The sequence below is a fragment of the Pseudonocardia sp. Cha107L01 genome, assembly GCF_052566575.1.
Map to the genome: position 1 here is coordinate 4,994,882 of NZ_CP199579.1, position 16,676 is coordinate 5,011,557.

Annotated in this window: 16 protein-coding genes; 12 read left to right on the forward strand and 4 right to left on the reverse strand. The window is 70.6% G+C overall.

The window, feature by feature from the left end:
* The first annotated feature begins 271 nt into the window (after nt 1-271).
* From ACTXG6_RS23395 to ACTXG6_RS23415, 5 genes are all read left to right on the forward strand, one after another.
* Nucleotides 272-427 (forward strand): putative leader peptide, encoded by a 156-nt coding sequence (locus tag ACTXG6_RS23395; RefSeq protein WP_445181499.1) that lies wholly within the window; start codon nt 272-274, stop codon nt 425-427.
* Nucleotides 428-601: 174 nt separating this feature from the next.
* The gene (locus ACTXG6_RS23400) at nt 602-1,513 is read left to right on the forward strand and encodes a TauD/TfdA dioxygenase family protein (RefSeq protein ID WP_445181500.1); all 912 of its coding nucleotides are present in this window, start codon (nt 602-604) and stop codon (nt 1,511-1,513) included.
* The gene (locus tag ACTXG6_RS23405) at nt 1,510-2,565 is read left to right on the forward strand and encodes an ABC transporter substrate-binding protein (RefSeq protein WP_445181501.1); all 1,056 of its coding nucleotides are present in this window, start codon (nt 1,510-1,512) and stop codon (nt 2,563-2,565) included. Before ACTXG6_RS23400 ends, ACTXG6_RS23405 begins: the two co-directional genes overlap by 4 nt.
* Nucleotides 2,566-2,615: 50 nt before the next feature.
* Nucleotides 2,616-3,464: an ABC transporter ATP-binding protein gene (locus tag ACTXG6_RS23410; RefSeq protein ID WP_445181502.1), complete on the forward strand. Its 849-nt coding sequence runs from the start codon at nt 2,616-2,618 to the stop codon at nt 3,462-3,464.
* Nucleotides 3,448-4,296, forward strand: coding sequence for an ABC transporter permease (locus ACTXG6_RS23415; RefSeq protein WP_445181503.1), 849 nt, complete (start codon nt 3,448-3,450; stop codon nt 4,294-4,296). Before ACTXG6_RS23410 ends, ACTXG6_RS23415 begins: the two co-directional genes overlap by 17 nt.
* Before the next feature lie 6 nt (nt 4,297-4,302).
* Here the strand turns inward: ACTXG6_RS23415 and ACTXG6_RS23420 are convergent, their stop codons facing one another.
* Together ACTXG6_RS23420 and ACTXG6_RS23425 are read right to left on the reverse strand one after the other, a co-directional pair.
* Nucleotides 4,303-5,898 carry a purple acid phosphatase family protein gene (locus ACTXG6_RS23420; protein WP_445181504.1) on the reverse strand — a complete coding sequence of 532 codons (1,596 nt, stop codon included), beginning with the start codon at nt 5,896-5,898 and terminating at the stop codon, nt 4,303-4,305.
* A gap of 98 nt (nt 5,899-5,996) precedes the next feature.
* Complete coding sequence (locus ACTXG6_RS23425) at nt 5,997-7,067, reverse strand: LacI family DNA-binding transcriptional regulator (RefSeq protein ID WP_445181505.1); 1,071 nt, start codon at nt 7,065-7,067, stop codon at nt 5,997-5,999.
* A gap of 205 nt (nt 7,068-7,272) precedes the next feature.
* On the opposite strand from ACTXG6_RS23425, the gene ACTXG6_RS23430 reads away from it, so the two are divergent.
* The 7 genes from ACTXG6_RS23430 to ACTXG6_RS23460 all read left to right on the forward strand — a co-directional run bounded on the left by ACTXG6_RS23430 (nt 7,273) and on the right by ACTXG6_RS23460 (nt 14,725).
* Nucleotides 7,273-8,304, forward strand: a complete 1,032-nt coding sequence (locus ACTXG6_RS23430) for an asparaginase (RefSeq protein WP_445181506.1) — start codon at nt 7,273-7,275, stop codon at nt 8,302-8,304.
* Between the two features lies 1 nt (nt 8,305).
* Nucleotides 8,306-9,184 (forward strand): polysaccharide deacetylase family protein, encoded by an 879-nt coding sequence (locus ACTXG6_RS23435; protein WP_445181507.1) that lies wholly within the window; start codon nt 8,306-8,308, stop codon nt 9,182-9,184.
* Between the two features lie 141 nt (nt 9,185-9,325).
* The gene (locus tag ACTXG6_RS23440) at nt 9,326-10,651 is read left to right on the forward strand and encodes an MFS transporter (protein WP_445181508.1); all 1,326 of its coding nucleotides are present in this window, start codon (nt 9,326-9,328) and stop codon (nt 10,649-10,651) included.
* 21 nt (nt 10,652-10,672) lie between these two features.
* Entirely contained in the window at nt 10,673-11,422 is a 750-nt protein-coding gene (locus ACTXG6_RS23445; protein ID WP_445181509.1) for an SDR family NAD(P)-dependent oxidoreductase, read from the forward strand.
* A 66-nt stretch (nt 11,423-11,488) separates the two neighbouring features.
* Entirely contained in the window at nt 11,489-12,208 is a 720-nt protein-coding gene (locus ACTXG6_RS23450) for an SDR family NAD(P)-dependent oxidoreductase (RefSeq protein WP_445181510.1), read from the forward strand.
* Nucleotides 12,209-12,403: 195 nt separating this feature from the next.
* Nucleotides 12,404-13,099 carry a hypothetical protein gene (locus ACTXG6_RS23455; RefSeq protein WP_445181511.1) on the forward strand — a complete coding sequence of 232 codons (696 nt, stop codon included), beginning with the start codon at nt 12,404-12,406 and terminating at the stop codon, nt 13,097-13,099.
* Nucleotides 13,100-13,486: 387 nt separating this feature from the next.
* Complete coding sequence (locus tag ACTXG6_RS23460) at nt 13,487-14,725, forward strand: DUF222 domain-containing protein (protein ID WP_445181512.1); 1,239 nt, start codon at nt 13,487-13,489, stop codon at nt 14,723-14,725.
* Here ACTXG6_RS23460 and ACTXG6_RS23465 read toward each other — a convergent pair.
* Both ACTXG6_RS23465 and ACTXG6_RS23470 read right to left on the reverse strand, forming a co-directional pair.
* A complete protein-coding gene (locus ACTXG6_RS23465) occupies nt 14,712-15,764 on the reverse strand; it encodes an alcohol dehydrogenase catalytic domain-containing protein (RefSeq protein WP_445181513.1) in 1,053 nt (350 codons plus the stop codon). The genes ACTXG6_RS23460 and ACTXG6_RS23465 overlap by 14 nt on opposite strands.
* 56 nt (nt 15,765-15,820) lie before the next feature.
* Nucleotides 15,821-16,639: an SDR family NAD(P)-dependent oxidoreductase gene (locus ACTXG6_RS23470; RefSeq protein ID WP_445181514.1), complete on the reverse strand. Its 819-nt coding sequence runs from the start codon at nt 16,637-16,639 to the stop codon at nt 15,821-15,823.
* Nucleotides 16,640-16,676 lie beyond the last annotated feature (37 nt).

Sequence of the window (16,676 nt, forward strand, 5' to 3'; positions counted from 1 at the left end):
TGTACCTCCGTACCAGTGCATCAACCTGTGCCTGCCTGGTTCGTTAACGGCAGGTTAGTCCCATAATGCGCACATACAACTTGGTTCACTCTGTTCACAGGTGTCACTTCGATAACAAGCAGCTCCGCTGCGCTCAACGGCGCGGGGGTACACCGGGACTCGTCTCATTTATTGGGACAATCTCTACTCAATTGGTAGGAATTGTGTTGTACTCCTGAGCGGGTCGAGGGCGGCCCGATAAGTGACGGTCGATTCGGCGGGAGGTGCCCCGGTGTCCATCCTGGAGAACTCCCCGGCGAGCTCCGACCCGGCCCACTCGAACCTCTCTCAGATGGCTCGGCGGCGGCTCCAGCTCGTCCCGGTCCGGTTGGTCGCACGGCTGCATGTCGATCTGCAGCGGCTGTCCAGCGCGATCTGTCGACCCTGACATTTCCGCCGCTCTGACCCGGTAACAGGTCGAGCTCGGCACTGAGTCCACTCCTCGGCGAGGAGTGTTCGCCACCCCTGTGCACAACGCATCGGCCGGCGCTCCCCATCGGCTGATGCGCTCTCTCGCCATGCCCGAACAACGAAATCGAGAACCGCCCGGAATGGAGCAGCAATGAGCACCGTGGAACAAATTCTGGACGTCCGGAAGGTGGGCGGCGTGATCGGCGCCGAGGTGACCGGGGTGCGGCTCTCCGGAGATCTGGACGCCGTTGTGGTCGCCGCGGTGCGGGCCGCGGTCCTGGAGCACCGGGTGGTGTTCGTCCGCGGCCAGGAGCACCTGGACGACGACACGCAGGCGGCGTTCGCCCGCCGGCTCGGCGAGCTCACCACCGCGCACCCGACGGTCGAGGGCTACGGCCGCAATGTGCTTGCCGTCGACTCGCAGACCGGTAACCGGGCGAACAGCTGGCACTCCGACGTGACCTTCGTGGACCGCCCGCCGGCGTTCTCGCTGCTGCGCGCGATCGTGCTGCCGCCCTACGGCGGCGACACCAGCTGGGCCAACACCGTGACCGCGTACCAGGGCCTGGCGGCGCCGCTGCGCGCGCTGGCCGAGCAGCTGTGGGCCGAGCACACCAACGACTACGACTACGCGACCAGCCACGCGGTGGCCGAGCTGACCGAGGAGCAGGCCGCGTACCGCGAGGTGTTCACCTCCACGACCTACCGGACGGAGCACCCCGCGGTGCAGGTGCACCCGGAGACGGGCGAGAAGGCGCTGCTGCTCGGCCAGTTCGCGCAGCGCTTCGTCGGCGTCAACGGGGCCGACTCGAAGTACCTGCTGGCGCTGTTCCAGGAGCACGTCACGCGGCTGGAGAACACCGTGCGCTGGCAGTGGCAGCCGGGCGACATCGCGATCTGGGACAACCGGAGCACCCAGCACTACGCGGTGGCCGACTACGGCGACCTGCCGCGGCGGCTGCACCGGGTGACCGTCGCCGGCGACGTGCCGGTCAGCGTGGACGGCCGGCGCAGCGTCGCCCGCCAAGGTGATGCCGGCGAGTACTCCGCAGCCAGGTCATGACCCGCGCCCTGGTCGTCCTGGCCGGGCTGCTGACCCTGTTCGTGGCGTCCTGCGCCGGGCCGGCCGCGCTCCCACCGGGCGCCGCCGGGACGCGCTCGACTGAGACGAACTCGACTCAGACGAACTCGACTCAGACGAACATAGTCCGCTACCAGGGCCAGGTCGGTCAGGTCACGTTCCCCGAGCTGGCCGCCGACCTGGGCTACCTGGGCGGCGTGCGGCTGCAGTGGATCGGCAACTCGACCAGCGGCCCGCAGGACATCCAGGCCACCGTCACCGGGGACACCGACGTCGGTGGCGCGTTCAACGGCTCGGTGCTGCGGCTGGCGGCCGCCGGCGCCCCGATCACCGCCGTGATCGGCTATTACGGCGTCGACGACCAGACCCTGACCGGGTACTTCGCCAGGGACGGCAGCCCGATCCGCACCGCCAGGGACCTGATCGGCAGGACGGTCGGGGTGAACACCCTCGGCGCGCACTACGAGGACGTGCTGCGGATCTACCTGGCCCGCAACGGGCTCACCGAGCAGGAGATCAACTCGGTGCAGCTGGTCGTGGTGCCGCCGGTCTCCGCCGAGCAGGCGCTGCGGTCCGGGCAGCTGGACGTCGCCGTGCTGCAGGGCATCTACCGGGACAAGGCGCTGTCCAGGGGTGGGGTGCGTGCGGTGTTCAGCGACTACGACGTGCTGGGCAGGTTCACCGCGGGCAGCCTCGTGATGCGCAACCGGTTCATCCGGGACAACCCCGACACGGTGCGCGCCTTCGTCGCCGGCACCGCGCGGGCCATCGCCTGGGCGCAGCGGCAACCCCGGGACGTGGTGGTGGCGCGGATGAAGCAGATCATCGCCCACCGCGGCCGGGCCGAGAACACCGACGCCGTCAGCTACTGGAAGAGCACCGGGGTCGCGCTGCCCGGCGGGGTGATCGCCCGGGCGGAGTTCAGCACCTGGGTGGACCGGCTGACCGAGGACGGCCGGATCACGCCGGGCGCGGTCGACCTCGACACGCTCTACACCAATCAGTTCAACCCGTACGCCGGGACGCCGCGGTGAGCGGGCCCCGCGGGCGGTCCCCGAGCAGTCCGAGAGCAGTGAGGACAACGATGAGCGGCAGCGGCATCAGGTTCGACAATGTGTCCAAACGGTTCAGCGCCGGCTCCGGCGAGGTGCTGGCGCTGGACGGCGTCTCGTTGGACATCCGCCCCGGCGAGCTGATGACGGTGGTCGGGCCCAGCGGCTGCGGCAAGTCGACCCTGCTGGACCTGCTCGCCGGGCTGACCGAGCCGAGCGGCGGTGAGCTCACCATCAACGGCTCGCCGGTGCGCGGGCCCGGGCTGGACCGGGGCGTGGTGTTCCAGCAGTACGCGCTGCTGCCGTGGCGCACGGCGCTGGGCAACGTGGAGTTCGGCCTGGAAGCCAAGGGGGTGCCCCGCCGCGACCGGGCCGAGCTGGCTCGCGGCTACCTGGAGCTGGTCGGGCTGGACGGGTTCGCCAAGCGGTACCCGCACGAGCTGTCCGGTGGCATGAAGCAGCGGGTGGCGATCGCCCGCAGCCTGGCGTTCGACCCCGAGGTGCTGCTGATGGACGAACCGTTCGCCGCCCTGGACCCGCAGACCCGCGACACCCTGCAGGACGAGCTGCTGCGGATCTGGTCGCGCACCGGCAAGACCGTCCTGTTCATCACCCATGGCATCGAGGAGGCCGTCTACCTGGGGCAACGGGTCGCGGTGCTGACGGCCCGCCCCGGCCGGGTGAAGGAGGTCATCGACGTGGACCTGCCGCACCGCGACGCGCGGGAGGACCCCCGCTCCGCCCCGGAGTTCGGGCACTACCGGCATCGGGTGTGGTCGGCGCTGCGCGACGAGGTCAGCCAGCTCGGGGCGTCCGAGCGGCGCACCGAGGTACCGGCCCAGAGGTTGCGGGAGGTGGCCGGCGTTGGCCACCACGACTGAGCTGCGCCCCGAGCCGGTCCGGGAGGCGGGCCGCCGGGTATCGACGCGGCTGCTCGCGGGACGACTGCTCCGGCCGGTCGGCTGGCTGCTCCGGCGCGGCACCGCGATCGTGGCGTTCCTGCTGGCCTGGGAGTTCGTGCCGCGCTCGGGCCTGGTGGACAGGGTCTTCCTGCCGCCGCTGCACACCGTGCTCGGCGCCTGGCTGGCGCTTGCCGGCAACGGTCAGCTCGAGCAGCACCTCGGCGCCAGCCTGCTGCGCTCGGTGACCGGGCTGGCCCTGGCGGTACTGATCGCCGTGCCGCTCGGCGTGCTCGTCGGCTGGTACCGGCCGGTGGCCGAGGCGCTCAACCCGCTGCTGGAGATCTTCCGCAACACCGCGCCACTGGCCCTGCTGCCGGTGTTCGTGCTGCTGCTCGGGCTCGGCGAGACGTCCAAGATCGCTCTGGTGCTGTTCGCGTCGCTGTGGCCGATCCTGCTGAACACGGTCAGCGCGGTGCGCACGGTCGACCCGCTGCTGGTCCGCTCCGCGCGCTCGCTGGGGCTGTCGTCGCTGAGCCTGTTCTGGAAGGTGGTGCTGCCCTCGGCGCTGCCGACCCTGTTCACCGGGGTCCGCCTCGCCGTGGCCTCGTCGATCATGGTGCTGGTCGCCGCCGAGATGATGGGCGCGAAGGCCGGCCTCGGCTACCTGATCAACTCCGCCCAGTTCAACTTCCAGATCCCGCAGATGTACGCCGGGATCCTGACCATCTCGCTGCTCGGGTTGGGGCTCAACCAACTGCTGGTGACCCTGGAGCGGCGGTTCTCCCGCTGGCGGGCCCCGGTCTCCGGGTGAACGGGCTCAGCTGTGCCGGGGGCGGGTCAGGGTGAACCGGTCCACCGGCGTGAGCTCGCCGTACGGGCCGGTCACCGCGTAGTAGGTGACGTGGATGGCGGTGGTCGGCCCGGTGCCGCCGGGGTCCACGTCGAACGCGGCGAAGCCGTAGGCGTGCTCCGCGTCGCGCACGGCCGACCACGGGGCGTCCTCCAGCACGTAGTTCGCCTTGCGCTTCCCGGTTGCCGGGTCCGGGGCGCCCACAGCGGTGATCACCCGGCACTTGGCCGGGGCGAAGAGCAGCTTGTTGGACGGGATGGAGGTGCCCCCGCCGCCGATCACCATGTGCACCGTGCCCTTGCTGGTGTCCAGCACGTCGGTGCTGGTCTGGGTGGGGATCGGGGTCCGGGTGTCGGTGGGTTGCTGGCCGCGGATCGGGTGTGACCGCTCGTAGTGGTGCTCGTGCCCGCACACCACGAGGTCCACGCCGTACTGGTCGAACAGCGGCACCCACTGCTCGCGGACGCCCAGGTCGGCGCCGTTGAACTGGTCCGCGGTGGAGATCACCACCTGGTGCATGCAGACCACGATCCAGTCGACGTCCGGGTTCGCCCTGCTGGTGCGCAGCTCGTTCTCCAACCACCGCCGCTGCGCGCCCCCGGAGTAGCCGCTGACGTAGGAGCTGCCGCCGTCCTGCAGCGCGATGTCGTCGTTGTTCAGGCTGATCACCCGTACCGCGCCGGCGGTGAAGGCGTACCAGAGCCCCGCGAAGGTCGGCTCCGCGCCGGCGTCCGGCAGCGCGAAGTAGGCCTGGTAGGCCCGATAGCCGATCGGCCCGTTGCCGAGCTCGTTCTCGTGGTTGCCGGCCGCCGGCATCCACGGCCGGTGCCGCGTCGAGCGCCCGTTGTTGGCGAACCAGTTCGACCAGGTGCGGACCCGGTCGTGGCTCAGGTTCGCGTAGCAGAGATCCCCGTTGACCAGGTGGAACAGCGGCGCGATGCGTTCCACGGCGGCGGTCAGGTCACCGGCGGCGGGGGAGCCGTAGTTGTCCGCGCCGTAGTTGCTGCCGGTGCCGTTGGCGCTGCCCGGGCTGACGCCGGTGACCATGTCCAGCGCGGGGGTGGACTGGTCGCCGAAGCTGGTGAAGGTGAACGCCACTCTGCCTCGGGGCGCGGTGTGCAAGGTGCCCAGTTCGGGGCTGGCTCCGTCGTGCACGGCGGCGTAGATGTAGTCGGTGTCCGGGGTGAGGCCGGTCAGCCTGGTGTGGTGGATCTGTACCTCGGTGCCGGAGGCGCTGTCCCGGTAGGTCCGGGTCGCCGCGGCCACCTCCTGGCCGAAGCCGGCAGTCGGTGTGCCCAGCATGACCCGGGGCCGGCCGACCGAGCTGGTGCTGTGCCAGGACACCACTGCCTCGGTGCCCGCGTCGGCGCCGAACTGCAGGTGCAGCCCGGCGACCGGCGGTGCCGCCGACCGGTCCGGCCGCTGCCAGGCCGGCCCGCTGGTGGCGCAGGCGGCCAGCCCCGGCACCCCGAGGGCGACCGCGCCGCCCAGGCCGGCGGCGGCGCCCAGCACGCCCCGGCGGTTGAACCGCGGCCCGGACGGAAGGTCGGTGTCGGATCCCATGGCACCGGATCTTCATCGCCGGTGGTGAACGCAGCCCGCACTGCCGGTGAACGCCACCGAAACCGTACTGAGCCGGGAGTCCGGAGCGGGGACTGGCTCTAGGCGCCGGCGGCCGGTGTCGGGTGCGCCGCCTCGGCGCCGCTGGAGGCGCGCACCATCAGCTCGGGGCGCAGCCGCTCGGAGGCCACCTCTTCGCCGCGCATCAGTCGGGTCAGCAGTTCCAGGCCGCGCCGGCCCATCTTGTGCATGGGGGAGCGGACCGTGGTCAGCGCGATCGGCAGCTCGGCGGCCAGTGGGGTGTCGTTGAAGCCGACCACGGCGATGTCGGTGCCCGCCAGCAACCCGAGGTCGCGGGCCGCGCCGAGGGCGCCGATGGCCGCGAAGTCGTTCACCGCGAAGATCGCCGACGGGCGGCGGCCCACGCTGAGCAGTTGCTCCGCCGCCAGTCGCCCGCCGCGGGCGTCGAAACGGGAGTGCAGGATGCGCTCCGGCGGGATGCGCAGCCCGGCCTCGCGGAACGTGTCCACGAAGCCCGCCGTACGGTCGATGCCGGTGCTGGCGTACGGCTCACCGGCGATCACCGCGACCGAGCGGTGGCCTCGATCGAGCAGGTGTTCGGCCGCCAGCTGACCGCCCCGGTAGTCGTCGCAGGTGACCGAGATGTGCCGCCCGGCCCGGCGGCTGACCAGCACGAACGGCACCCGCCGCGCGGTGATCTCCTCGAGGAAACCCCCGTCGACGTAGGCGTCACCGAAGATCATGCCGTCCACCCGCCGGCCCAGCACCATCTCGGTGCGGGCCCGCTGGACGGCTGGGATGTCCCGGGTGTTCGTCACGAACGTCGACAGCCCGTGTTCGGCGGCTGCCTCCTCGATGCCCTCGTAGATGGTGGCCAGCACGATGTCCGACAGGCGGGGCACCAGCACCCCGACCAGGTTGCTACGCCGGGTGCGCAGGCTGGTGGCGTGCGGGTTCGGCTGGTAGCCGAGCTCGTCGGCCAGGGCGCGGATGCGCTCGACGGTCGCCCCGGACGCGGCCCGCAGCTGCTCGTCGGGCTTGGCGTGCAGCACCCGCGACACGGTCGAGACGTGCAGCCCCAGCCGGTCGGCGATGGTGCGCAGGGTGACCGGCCCGTTGTGCTCGGTGTCCACGATGCGCCCGTCCTTCATGCGCTGGTCGGCGGTCGGTGTGCCAGGTCGCTGTCGCTGTCGCTGCTGCCGCCGCTGTTAACGCGATCGTCGCACTCGTCGGCGAGCGTAACAGCGAGTTTATTGACTTCGGCCGACAGTCACGCGCATGATACCCAAACGATTGGCCCAATCGTTTGGGTACAGCAGACATCAACCAACTAGCTGAACGAAGTGGAGCGGCCGAGTGCGCAGGGTTGTCATCATCTCCACCGGCGGGACCATCGCCTCGCGCCGCGACGAGCGCGGCGCGAGCGTGGCCAGCGACGGGGTGACCGCGCTGTTGGAGCGCCTCCCGGTCGCGCTGGAGGTGCCGGTCGAGGGGCGGGACGTGTGCTGCCTCGGCAGCTACCTGCTCACACCGGGCGACATGGCCGGGATCGTCCGGGAGATCCACCGGACGCTCGCCGACGACTCGGTGCTCGGCGTGGTGGTCACCCACGGCACCGACACCATGGAGGAGACCGCCTACCTGGCCGAGCTGGTGCACAGCGACCCCCGACCCGTCGTGTTCACCGGCGCCCAGCGCGCCGCCGATGTGCCGGACACCGACGGCCCGCGCAACCTGGCCGACGCGGTCGCGGTCGCCGCCGATCCCGCCGCCCGCGACCTCGGCGTGCTGATCACCTTCGACGGCGCGGTGTTCGCCGCCCGGGGCACCCGCAAGACGCACACCGGCGCGCCCGCCGCCTTCAGCGCGCCGGACACCGGCCCGCTCGGTGGCGTGCGCGACGGCGTGGTCAGCCTCGGCGCCCGCCCGGTGCGCTTCCCGCCGCTGGACATGGCCGCGCTGGACCTGGACGACATCCGGGTCGACGCGGTCACCTACTACCCGGGCGCGGACGCCACCGTGCTGGATGCGGTGCACGCCGCCGGAGCCCGGGGCGTGGTGCTCGCCGGTACCGGTGCGGGCAACGCGAACCGGCAGGTCTGCGCCGCCGTCGAGCGGCTGACCGCCGCCGGCGTCGTGGTGGCGCTGTCCACCCGGGTTGCCGCCGGCCCGGTCGCCGCGATCTACGGCAACGGCGGCGGACTCGACCTACTGGCGGCCGGCGCGGTCCCCACCGGGGTGCTCCGGCCGTCCCAGGCCCGGATCCTGCTGGCCGCGCTCCTCGCCCAGTACCGCGACCCGGTACGGGTGGGCGAGGAGCTGGCCCGGCGGACCGGAACTTCGTACGGCGCGCGGCTCGATCCGTGCCTGGCAGAGAGGAACAGCTGAGATGGCCAAAGAGATTCGGGTTGCCTTCGGTGTCGACGTGGACGCGGTGGCCGGCTGGTTGGGCTCCTACGGGGGCGAGGACTCGCCGTGCGACATCTCCCGTGGCATGTTCGCCGGCGAGGTCGCGGTGCCCCGGCTGCTCACCCTGTTCGAACGCAACAACCTTCGTACCACCTGGTTCATCCCGGGCCACTCGGTGGAGACGTTCCCCGAGCAGACCGCGATGGTGGTCGACGCGGGCCACGAGGTCGGCGTGCACGGCTACTCGCACGAGAACCCCATCGCGATGACCCGCGCGCAGGAGAGCGCCGTGCTCGACCGGAGCATCGAGCTGCTCGAGAAGGTCAGCGGCACCCGCCCCACCGGGTACGTGGCGCCCTGGTGGGAGTTCTCACCGGTCACCAACGAGCTGCTGATCGAGCGCGGCATCAAGTACGACCACTCACTGATGCACCGTGACTTCACCCCGTACTACGTGCGGGTGGGCGACAGCTGGACGAAGATCGACTACGCCAAGAACGCCGAGGACTGGATGAAGCCGCTGGTCCGGGGCGAGGAGACCGGCCTGGTGGAGATCCCGGCGAACTGGTACCTGGACGACCTGCCGCCGATGATGTTCATCAAGGCCAGCGCGAACAGCCACGGCTTCGTCAGCCCGCGCGCGCTGGAGGAGAGCTGGCGCGACCAGTTCGACTGGGTCTACCGCGAGCTGGACTACGCCGCGTTCACCTTCACCATCCACCCGGACGTCTCCGGCCGGCCGCAGAACCTGCTGATGCTGGAGCGGCTGATCGAGCACATCAACTCGCACGAGGGCGTGCGCTGGTCGACGTTCGACGAGATCGCGGACGACTTCCTGGCCCGGTTCCCCCGGTCCTGAACGGGCGAGCACGGCACATCGAGCACGGCACATCGAGCACGGCACATCGAGCACGGCAGATCGAGCACGGCAGATCGAGCACAGCATTCGAGCAAGGACTGATTTCGCGACCACTGTGATCCCTCCCGAAAGGGCACCACCATGTCACTGGAATCCACCGCGAATGCCGCCACCACGGCGCTGCCGCGCTTCGGCATCAAGGACACCAGGCGGGCGACCGTGCTCGCCTTCCTGGCCTGGACGTTCGCCGTCTACGACTACATCCTGTTCGGCACGCTCCTGCCGGAGATGTCCAAGACCTTCGGCTGGGACGCCTCGAAAGCCTCGTTCGTCTCCACCCTCGTCTCGGTCGGCACCGCGGTCGTCGCACTGGCCATCGGCCCGGTGGTCGACTGGATCGGCCGGCGCCGGGGCATGATCCTCACCGTCGCGGGCACGGCGGTGTCCTCGGCGGCGAGCGCGGCCACCCCTGGCATCGGCTTCCTGGTCGGCATCCGGGCTCTGAGCGGGCTGGGGCTGTCCGAGCAGGCGGTGAACGCCACGTACCTCAATGAGATCTACGCAGTCACCGAGGACGAGAAGATCAAGAAGCGCCGCGGCCTGGTGTACAGCCTGGTGCAGGGCGGCTGGCCGCTCGGCGTGCTGATCGCGGTGGCGTTCGTGGCGGTGTTCCTGCCGCTGGTCGGCTGGCGCGGCTGTTTCCTGCTGGCGTTCTTCCCGGCCGTGATCATCGCGCTGCTCTGCCGGAAGCTCAAGGAGAGCCCGCAGTTCGAGCTGGAGCTGACGCTGCGCAAGATGCGCAAGCAGGGCCAGGTCGCCGAGGCCGACGCGATGGCGGCGTCGTACGGGCTGGTCAAGCAGGAGTCCGGCGGGTTGGTCGCGATCTTCCAGGGCAAGGCGCTGCGCAACACGCTGGTGCTCGGCCTGGCCTGGATCGTGAACTGGTTCGGCATCCAGGTGTTCAGCGTGCTCGGCACCACCGTGCTCACCGAGGGCAAGGGGGTCAGCTTCACCGGCTCGCTGCTGATGTTGATCGTGATCAACGCGGTCGGCTACCTCGGCTACATCTTCCACGGCTGGGCCGGTGACCGGTTCGGCCGGCGCAACGTGATCGCGGTCGGCTGGCTGCTGTCCGGCATCCTGTTCTCCCTCACCCTCACCGTCGCGCACGGCACCTTCGCCGTCGTCGTCCTCTACTCGTTCGGCATGTTCTTCCTGATCGGGCCGTACGCGGCGCTGCTGTTCTACATGGGTGAGTGCTACGAGACCCAGTGCCGCGCGACCGGTACCGCGTTCCTGAACGCGCTGTCCCAGCCCGGCGCGATCGTGGCCGGCGTGATCGTCACCTCGATGCTGGCCTCCGGTCACACCTGGGGCTCGGCCGCGCTCATCGTCGGCGCGCTCGGCACGTTCCTGTCCGGGGTGTTGATGTTCGCCGCGCGCACGGCGGAGACACTGAAGGGGTGACCGTCGGTGGCGGATGAACAGGTGGCAATCATCAGTGGCGCGGCCAGCGGGATCGGTCGGGCGGTCGCGGTGGCCTACGCCTCGGCGGGTATCCGGACCGTGGTCGGCACGTTCCCCGGTGACCCGCACGACCCCGAGGAGACCGCCCGTCTCGTGCACGCGGCCGGGGGCGAGTGCGTGGTGCACGAGGTCGATGTGCGCGACTCGAAGCAGGTGGACTCGTTCGCCCAGCGGGCGCTGGACCAGTGGGGCCGCCTCGACATCGCGGTGGCCAACGCCGGGGTGCTGCGCAGGGCGGCGCTCGCCGAGCTGGACGACGACGCCTGGGACGACCTGCTGCAGGTCGACCTGACCGGGGTGCTGCGGGTGTTCCGGTCCGCCTCGGCGCGGATGGCCGGGCCGGGTGCGATGGTGGCGGTGTCCTCGATCGCCGGTGGCGTCTACGGCTGGGGCGAGCACGTGCACTACGGCGCGGCGAAGGCCGGCGTGCTCGGCCTGGTGCGCAGCGTTGCGGTGGAGTTGGCGCCGCGCGGGATCCGGGTGAACTCGGTGATCCCGGGCTACGTGGTGACCCCGCAGTCACTGGACCCGGTCAACTCGCTGGGGCCGGACGGGCTGGAGCGGGCCGGCAAGGACATCCCGCTCGGCCGGGCCGCCCGGCCGGAGGAGCTCGCGTCGGTGATCCGGTTCCTGACCTCGGACGAGGCGTCCTACGTCACCGGCCAGGCGCTGATCGCCGACGGCGGCCTCACCATCCGCATGCCAGCCTGACCCCGTGAGTGGCGAGCGACCTTATCGGACCACTCGCCACTCACGAGGCCTGACCAGGGAGGATGCATGTTGCAAGGGCGGACCGCGCTCGTGGTCGGTGGTGCGAGCGGCATCGGCGCCGCGATCGCGGCGGCATTCACGGCGGCCGGCGCTGCCGTGGTGGTGGCGGACCGGACTCCGTGCGACCCGGCGTCGCTGGGTGTGGCGGGCGCGGTGTCGCTCGACGTCACCGACGAGGGGTCGGTCGCGCGCGCGGTGGCGGCGGCTGGTGAGCTCGTCGGCCCGCTGGACATTATGGTCAACTCGGCGGGCATCCTGACCGAGTCACCCTTGGCCGAGATGTCCCTGGACACCTGGTCGGAGACTCTCGCGGTCGACCTGACCGGGGTGTTCCTGTGCTGTCGCGCGGTGCTGCCCGGCATGCTGGAGCGCGGTTCCGGGCGGATCATCAACATCGCCTCGCAGCTGGGTATCAAGGGCGGGCGCGAACTGGCGCACTACGCGGCGGCCAAGGCGGGGGTGATCGCGCTGACGAAGTCGCTCGCGCTGGAGGTGTCTGCGCACGGTGTGCTGGTGAACGCGATCGCGCCCGGCCCGATCGATACGCCGATGGTGGAGGGCATCACCGAGGACTGGAAGCGGGCCAAACGTGCCGAGCTGCCGCTGGGTCGGTTCGGCCGCCCGGAGGAGGTGGCGCCGACCGCGGTGCTGCTGGCCAGTGACCCCGGCGGCAACCTCTACGTCGGCCAGACGCTCGGGCCGAACTCCGGCGACGTGATGCCGTGATCGTCTCCGGGGACGTGATGGCGTGACCGTCGGGCGGCGCTGATGTGCGGAGCGTGCGGGTCGGATCGGGGTGCGGCGGACTGGGCGCGCCCGTTCCTCGCCGGGCTGCCGGCTCGGTCAGCGGTGGCGAACGCGGTAGTTCGCCTGCTCGGCCCCGCAGGGCCGCGGGTGCAGGCGCGGGGTGGTGGCTGGCTCGTGCGATCCCCGACCGGCGCGATGACCGACTGCGCCGGGCTGGGCGAACTCGTCGTGGCGGTGAGCCGGTGGCTGGGTACGCCGGTGAGCGCCTTCGGTGCCGGGGCCGCGGCACCGGGTGGCGCGGCTGGTACCGGTGCCGGTGCCGCGGCACCGGGTGGTGCGGCTGGTACCGGTGCCGGTGCCGCGGCGCGGGCCGGGGCCGGACCGGGTGCCGCGGCCGGAGCCCTTGGCGCGGCCGTTGCTGGGGCCGAGCCGTCCGGCCGCCTGTTGGTGCCACCTCCGGACGCTCGCCGCGGTGTTCGACTGCGCGTCGATCCGGCGGTCGCTCCCCAGCCGCTGTCCGACCGGTCGGACACCGTGGTGGTGCCTTGCGCCGAGGACGCGCTGCGGGTGCTGGCCGAGCTGTCCCTCCCGCCGTGGTCGTTGCGCCGCTACCTGGCGTCGGTCACCGGTACGCCGGAGAGTTGGGCGGCGGCGCCGGTTTCGGTCCGGGCACCGGCCCCGGAGTACGCGGCCGACCTGCTGCTCTGGGTCGAACACGGCCGGCGATCCGGCCTGTGGGATGACGCCGCGGTGGTGGCCCGGTGCCCGCTGGACGACGACGGAGCCGAGCTTTCCGTCGAGGTGCGCGCGGGGTACGTGGTGCGGGCCGGCGTGGTCGGACATGCGGTCGAGCCGCTTTGCTCTGCGTAGGTAGACGTAACAGGGCTGGTCGGGGGCGGGTTGTTGCGCATATGTGCGCAGAGCAAAGCGTCGTGGGAGGTACGTGGTTCGGGGTGGCTGTCCTACGTGCTCCGTCGGGAGCCTGCGGTGTCCCGACGGCTCGATTGACTTCGTCGGCTTGGGGTGGCTGGGCGCGTTTTACTGAAGCTTTGGACGGGACAGCAGTCAGTTAGGGCGTCGGGATCCTGACCTTTGTTCTTGAGTCGGGGACTCGCGTCGGGGACGTTCGGCGGGGTTCGCAAAAAATCATGAAACCTTTTTTTCGGGGGCGGCGGTATCGGTCCGGAAATTGTCGTACCCGTTCGACATAATTGCCGTATGTCGGAGGGTTCGGTTGTTGCGGCGCGGCGGGTGGTCATGGATTCCATGGCCGCGTTGCGCGCACTCGAGCGCACCGGTGATGCGGAGTGTCGGATTGATGGGTTGAAGAGTTACCAGGTTTTGCGGCGCCAATGTGAGTACGACTCGTTGATGCTGGTTGCCGGGTTGGATCGGGATGGGGAGTTTCTCGAGCGGGGGACGTGCTCGAGGAATGCGGTCAGCGATCTGCTCGGGGTGAGCCAGCGCGACGGGCGGCGGATGGTGGCGGTGGCCGCCAGTGTGTTCCCCACCCGGTCGTTGGTGGGTGAGGTGTTGGAGCCGAAACTGCCGGCGACGGCGATGGCGTTGGGTGCGCTGGAGATCGATCTGGCGCATGCTGAGGTGATCGAGTCGGTGTTGGCCACGGACGCCGCCCGGCGGATCACGGTGGAGCAGTGGGTCGCGGCGGAGGTGTTGTTCGCCGACTGGGCCCGGCAGTACAGCCCGGAGTTGTTGGCCCGCAAAGCCCGCGAGGAACTCGACCTACTCGACCAGGACGGCGCGCCTCCCGGCGAGGACGATCCCCAGGTCAACGAGCTACACCTGGCCAAGTCCCGCCACGGGGTCGGCGGGAAGATCAAGGGCCAGTTGGACTCGGCGACGTTCGAGACGGTGGCCCGGGCGATCGGGGCGATCCTCAAACCGGCCGCCGACGAGAACAAGTCCCTCGGGCAACGTCAGGCTGATGCGCTCGGGGAGATCTGCGCGCACACCCTGGACGAAGGCCGGCTCCCCGCGCAGGGCGGTGAGCGCCCGCACGTGGCGATCACCATGGGTTTAGAGGCGCTGAAGGCCGGGTTGCGCGGGGCGAACCTCGAACTCGGCGGCCACATCGGGCCGGGTGAAGTACGCCGGCTCAGCTGCGACGCGCAGATCACCCCGATCGTGCTCGGCGCGAACAGTGAGCCGTTGGATGTGGGCCGGGAGAAACGCTGCGCCACGTTGGCGCAGCGGCGGGCGGTCGCGGTTCGGGACGGTGGATGTGCCCATCCGGGGTGTGACCGGCCACCGAGTTCCTGCGAGGTGCACCATATTGTGCACTGGGTCCATCACGGTGAAACAAGACTCGACAATTTGGTGATGTTGTGTTGGACGCATCATCGGATGGTGCACCAGTCCGATTGGGAAGTCCGCATGCACGAAGGGCTCCCTGAATTTATTCCGCCTAAATGGATCGACTACTCCCAAACGCCTCGCCGAAACCCGCGGCCCATTCACCAGCTCAGTGCATGGTGATGAGCGCGCGACTGCTCAGCGCACCAGAGCGCAACCGTTCGTACGCGTCGGCAACCTGAGCGAACGGGAAATCCTCCGTCTCGATACGGAACGCGCCCTGCTCGGCGAGCGCGACCACATCCCGAATGTCGGAGAGCGTGTGACCGTAGGAGACCACCAGCTCGCAGCCACCGGGAAGCCGCCCCCAACCCGCCGCGACCTGCCCACCCGCCGCACCACAGACCGTGATCCGACCGGCCGCCGCCGCGCTGGCCAGCGACAGGGCGAGCGTGTCGTCGGTGCCGACGAAGTCGAAGACCGCCGCGCACCCCTCGCCGCCGGTGAGCTCCCTGATCCGGGCCGCCGTGGAGCCGTCGGACGTGAGCAACTCATCGGCACCGAGCTCGCGGGCGAACTCCAGCCGGTGCGCAGCGGTATCCACCGCGATCACCCGGACGCGGCTGAGCAACCGGAGGTGCTGGATGGCGAAGCCGCCGAGCCCGCCGGCGCCGATGACCAGTGCGGTCGACCCCGGTGGCAGCTTCGCCAGGCTGCACCGCACCGCGTGGTAGGCCGTCGCACCCGCATCGGAGAGCACCGCCGCCTGCCGGGGAGTCAACGACCGCAGTCGTACCGCCTCCCGAGCCGGGGCGACCACGTACTCGGCCAGTCCGCCGTCCAGCCCGACGCCGCGGGTGGTGAAACGCAGGGACAGCGCGCAGTAGTTCTCCTGGCCCCGGACGCACCGCTCACACAGTCCACAGGAGTGCACGCAGGACAACAACACCGCGTCGCCTTCGCGCAGCACCGACGACGACTGGGAAGACACCGGGGGACCGAGCGCGGCGACCGTCCCGGCTACCTCGTGGCCGAGCGTGAACGGCGGTGCGAACGGCCACGCCCCCGCCGGCGCGTCCTGCAGCAGCAGGTCGCTGTGGCACAGCCCCACCGCGTCGGTGCGCACCAGAACCTCGCCGGCCCCGGGCACGGGTACCGGCACCTCACGGAACTGGGCCGCCGCCTGCCACTGCACCAGCCGGTATGCCGTCATCGTGGTCATGTCATCGTGGTCATGTCATCGTCACTTCCCGGGATCGTCCGCCGCGCCGGCGAGAACTAGGCGTCGGCCCGGTCCGAGTAGGACTCCAGGACCAGATCGGTGGGATAGCGGGTGGCGATGTGTGCGCCGCCGTCGATGGTGAACTGGGTACCGGTGACGAACCCGGACTCCTCCGACGACAGGTAGACGCACGCCAACGCCGTGTCGTCCGGGATCCCGAACCGGGGGGTGAGGTGGACGGCGGCCATCGCGTCGCGGAACCGGGGGTCGGTCAGATAGAACGCCCAGCTGTCGCCGGGATGCAGTCCGAGCACGAGGCAGTTGCAGCGGACCCCGGCGCGGGCGTAGTCGGTGGCGATCGATCGGGTGAGGCTGTTGAAGGCGCCCTTGGTCGCGGTGTACGCGGCGCTGCCGGGCAGGCCGGTGATCGACGCGATCGACGAGATGTTGACCACGGTGCCGCCGCCGGCCGACTCCATGTGCCGTAGTGCGTGCTTGGTGACCAGGAACATCCCGGTCAGGTTGATCCGGAGGATCTCGTTCCAGCCGGCCAGCTCGATGTCGCCGAGGCGGCCGTCGACGGCGCCGAGCTCGGTCGCCGCGGCGTTGTTGACCAGTGCGTGCAGGCCGCCGTACCGCTGCACCGTGGTCGCCACGGCGGCCTGCACATCCGCTTCGTCGCCGATGTCGCAACGCACGAAGGTGGCCTCGCCACCCTGCGCGCGGACCTCCGTCTCCACCGCCTCCCCGGCCGCCGCGGTGCGCCCCACGAAGACGACCCTCGCGCCCTCGGTGGTGAACCGCTCCACGATCCCGCGACCGATGCCCCGGGTGCCTCCGGTGATCAGTGCGACCTTGCCGTCCAGCCTGCCCATGGTTCTCCTCCGTCGGATCCCCGGCGCCGTTGTCCGT

Coding starts and splice junctions, on each gene's coding strand:
- ACTXG6_RS23400 (WP_445181500.1), top strand. CDS start 602: ATGAGCACCGTGGAACAAATTCTGGACGTCCGGAAGGTGGGCGGCGTG.
- ACTXG6_RS23405 (WP_445181501.1), top strand. CDS start 1,510: ATGACCCGCGCCCTGGTCGTCCTGGCCGGGCTGCTGACCCTGTTCGTG.
- ACTXG6_RS23410 (WP_445181502.1), top strand. CDS start 2,616: ATGAGCGGCAGCGGCATCAGGTTCGACAATGTGTCCAAACGGTTCAGC.
- ACTXG6_RS23420 (WP_445181504.1), bottom strand. CDS start 5,898: ATGGGATCCGACACCGACCTTCCGTCCGGGCCGCGGTTCAACCGCCGG.
- ACTXG6_RS23425 (WP_445181505.1), bottom strand. CDS start 7,067: ATGAAGGACGGGCGCATCGTGGACACCGAGCACAACGGGCCGGTCACC.
- ACTXG6_RS23435 (WP_445181507.1), top strand. CDS start 8,306: ATGGCCAAAGAGATTCGGGTTGCCTTCGGTGTCGACGTGGACGCGGTG.
- ACTXG6_RS23440 (WP_445181508.1), top strand. CDS start 9,326: ATGTCACTGGAATCCACCGCGAATGCCGCCACCACGGCGCTGCCGCGC.
- ACTXG6_RS23450 (WP_445181510.1), top strand. CDS start 11,489: ATGTTGCAAGGGCGGACCGCGCTCGTGGTCGGTGGTGCGAGCGGCATC.
- ACTXG6_RS23460 (WP_445181512.1), top strand. CDS start 13,487: ATGGATTCCATGGCCGCGTTGCGCGCACTCGAGCGCACCGGTGATGCG.
- ACTXG6_RS23465 (WP_445181513.1), bottom strand. CDS start 15,764: ATGACCACGATGACGGCATACCGGCTGGTGCAGTGGCAGGCGGCGGCC.
- ACTXG6_RS23470 (WP_445181514.1), bottom strand. CDS start 16,639: ATGGGCAGGCTGGACGGCAAGGTCGCACTGATCACCGGAGGCACCCGG.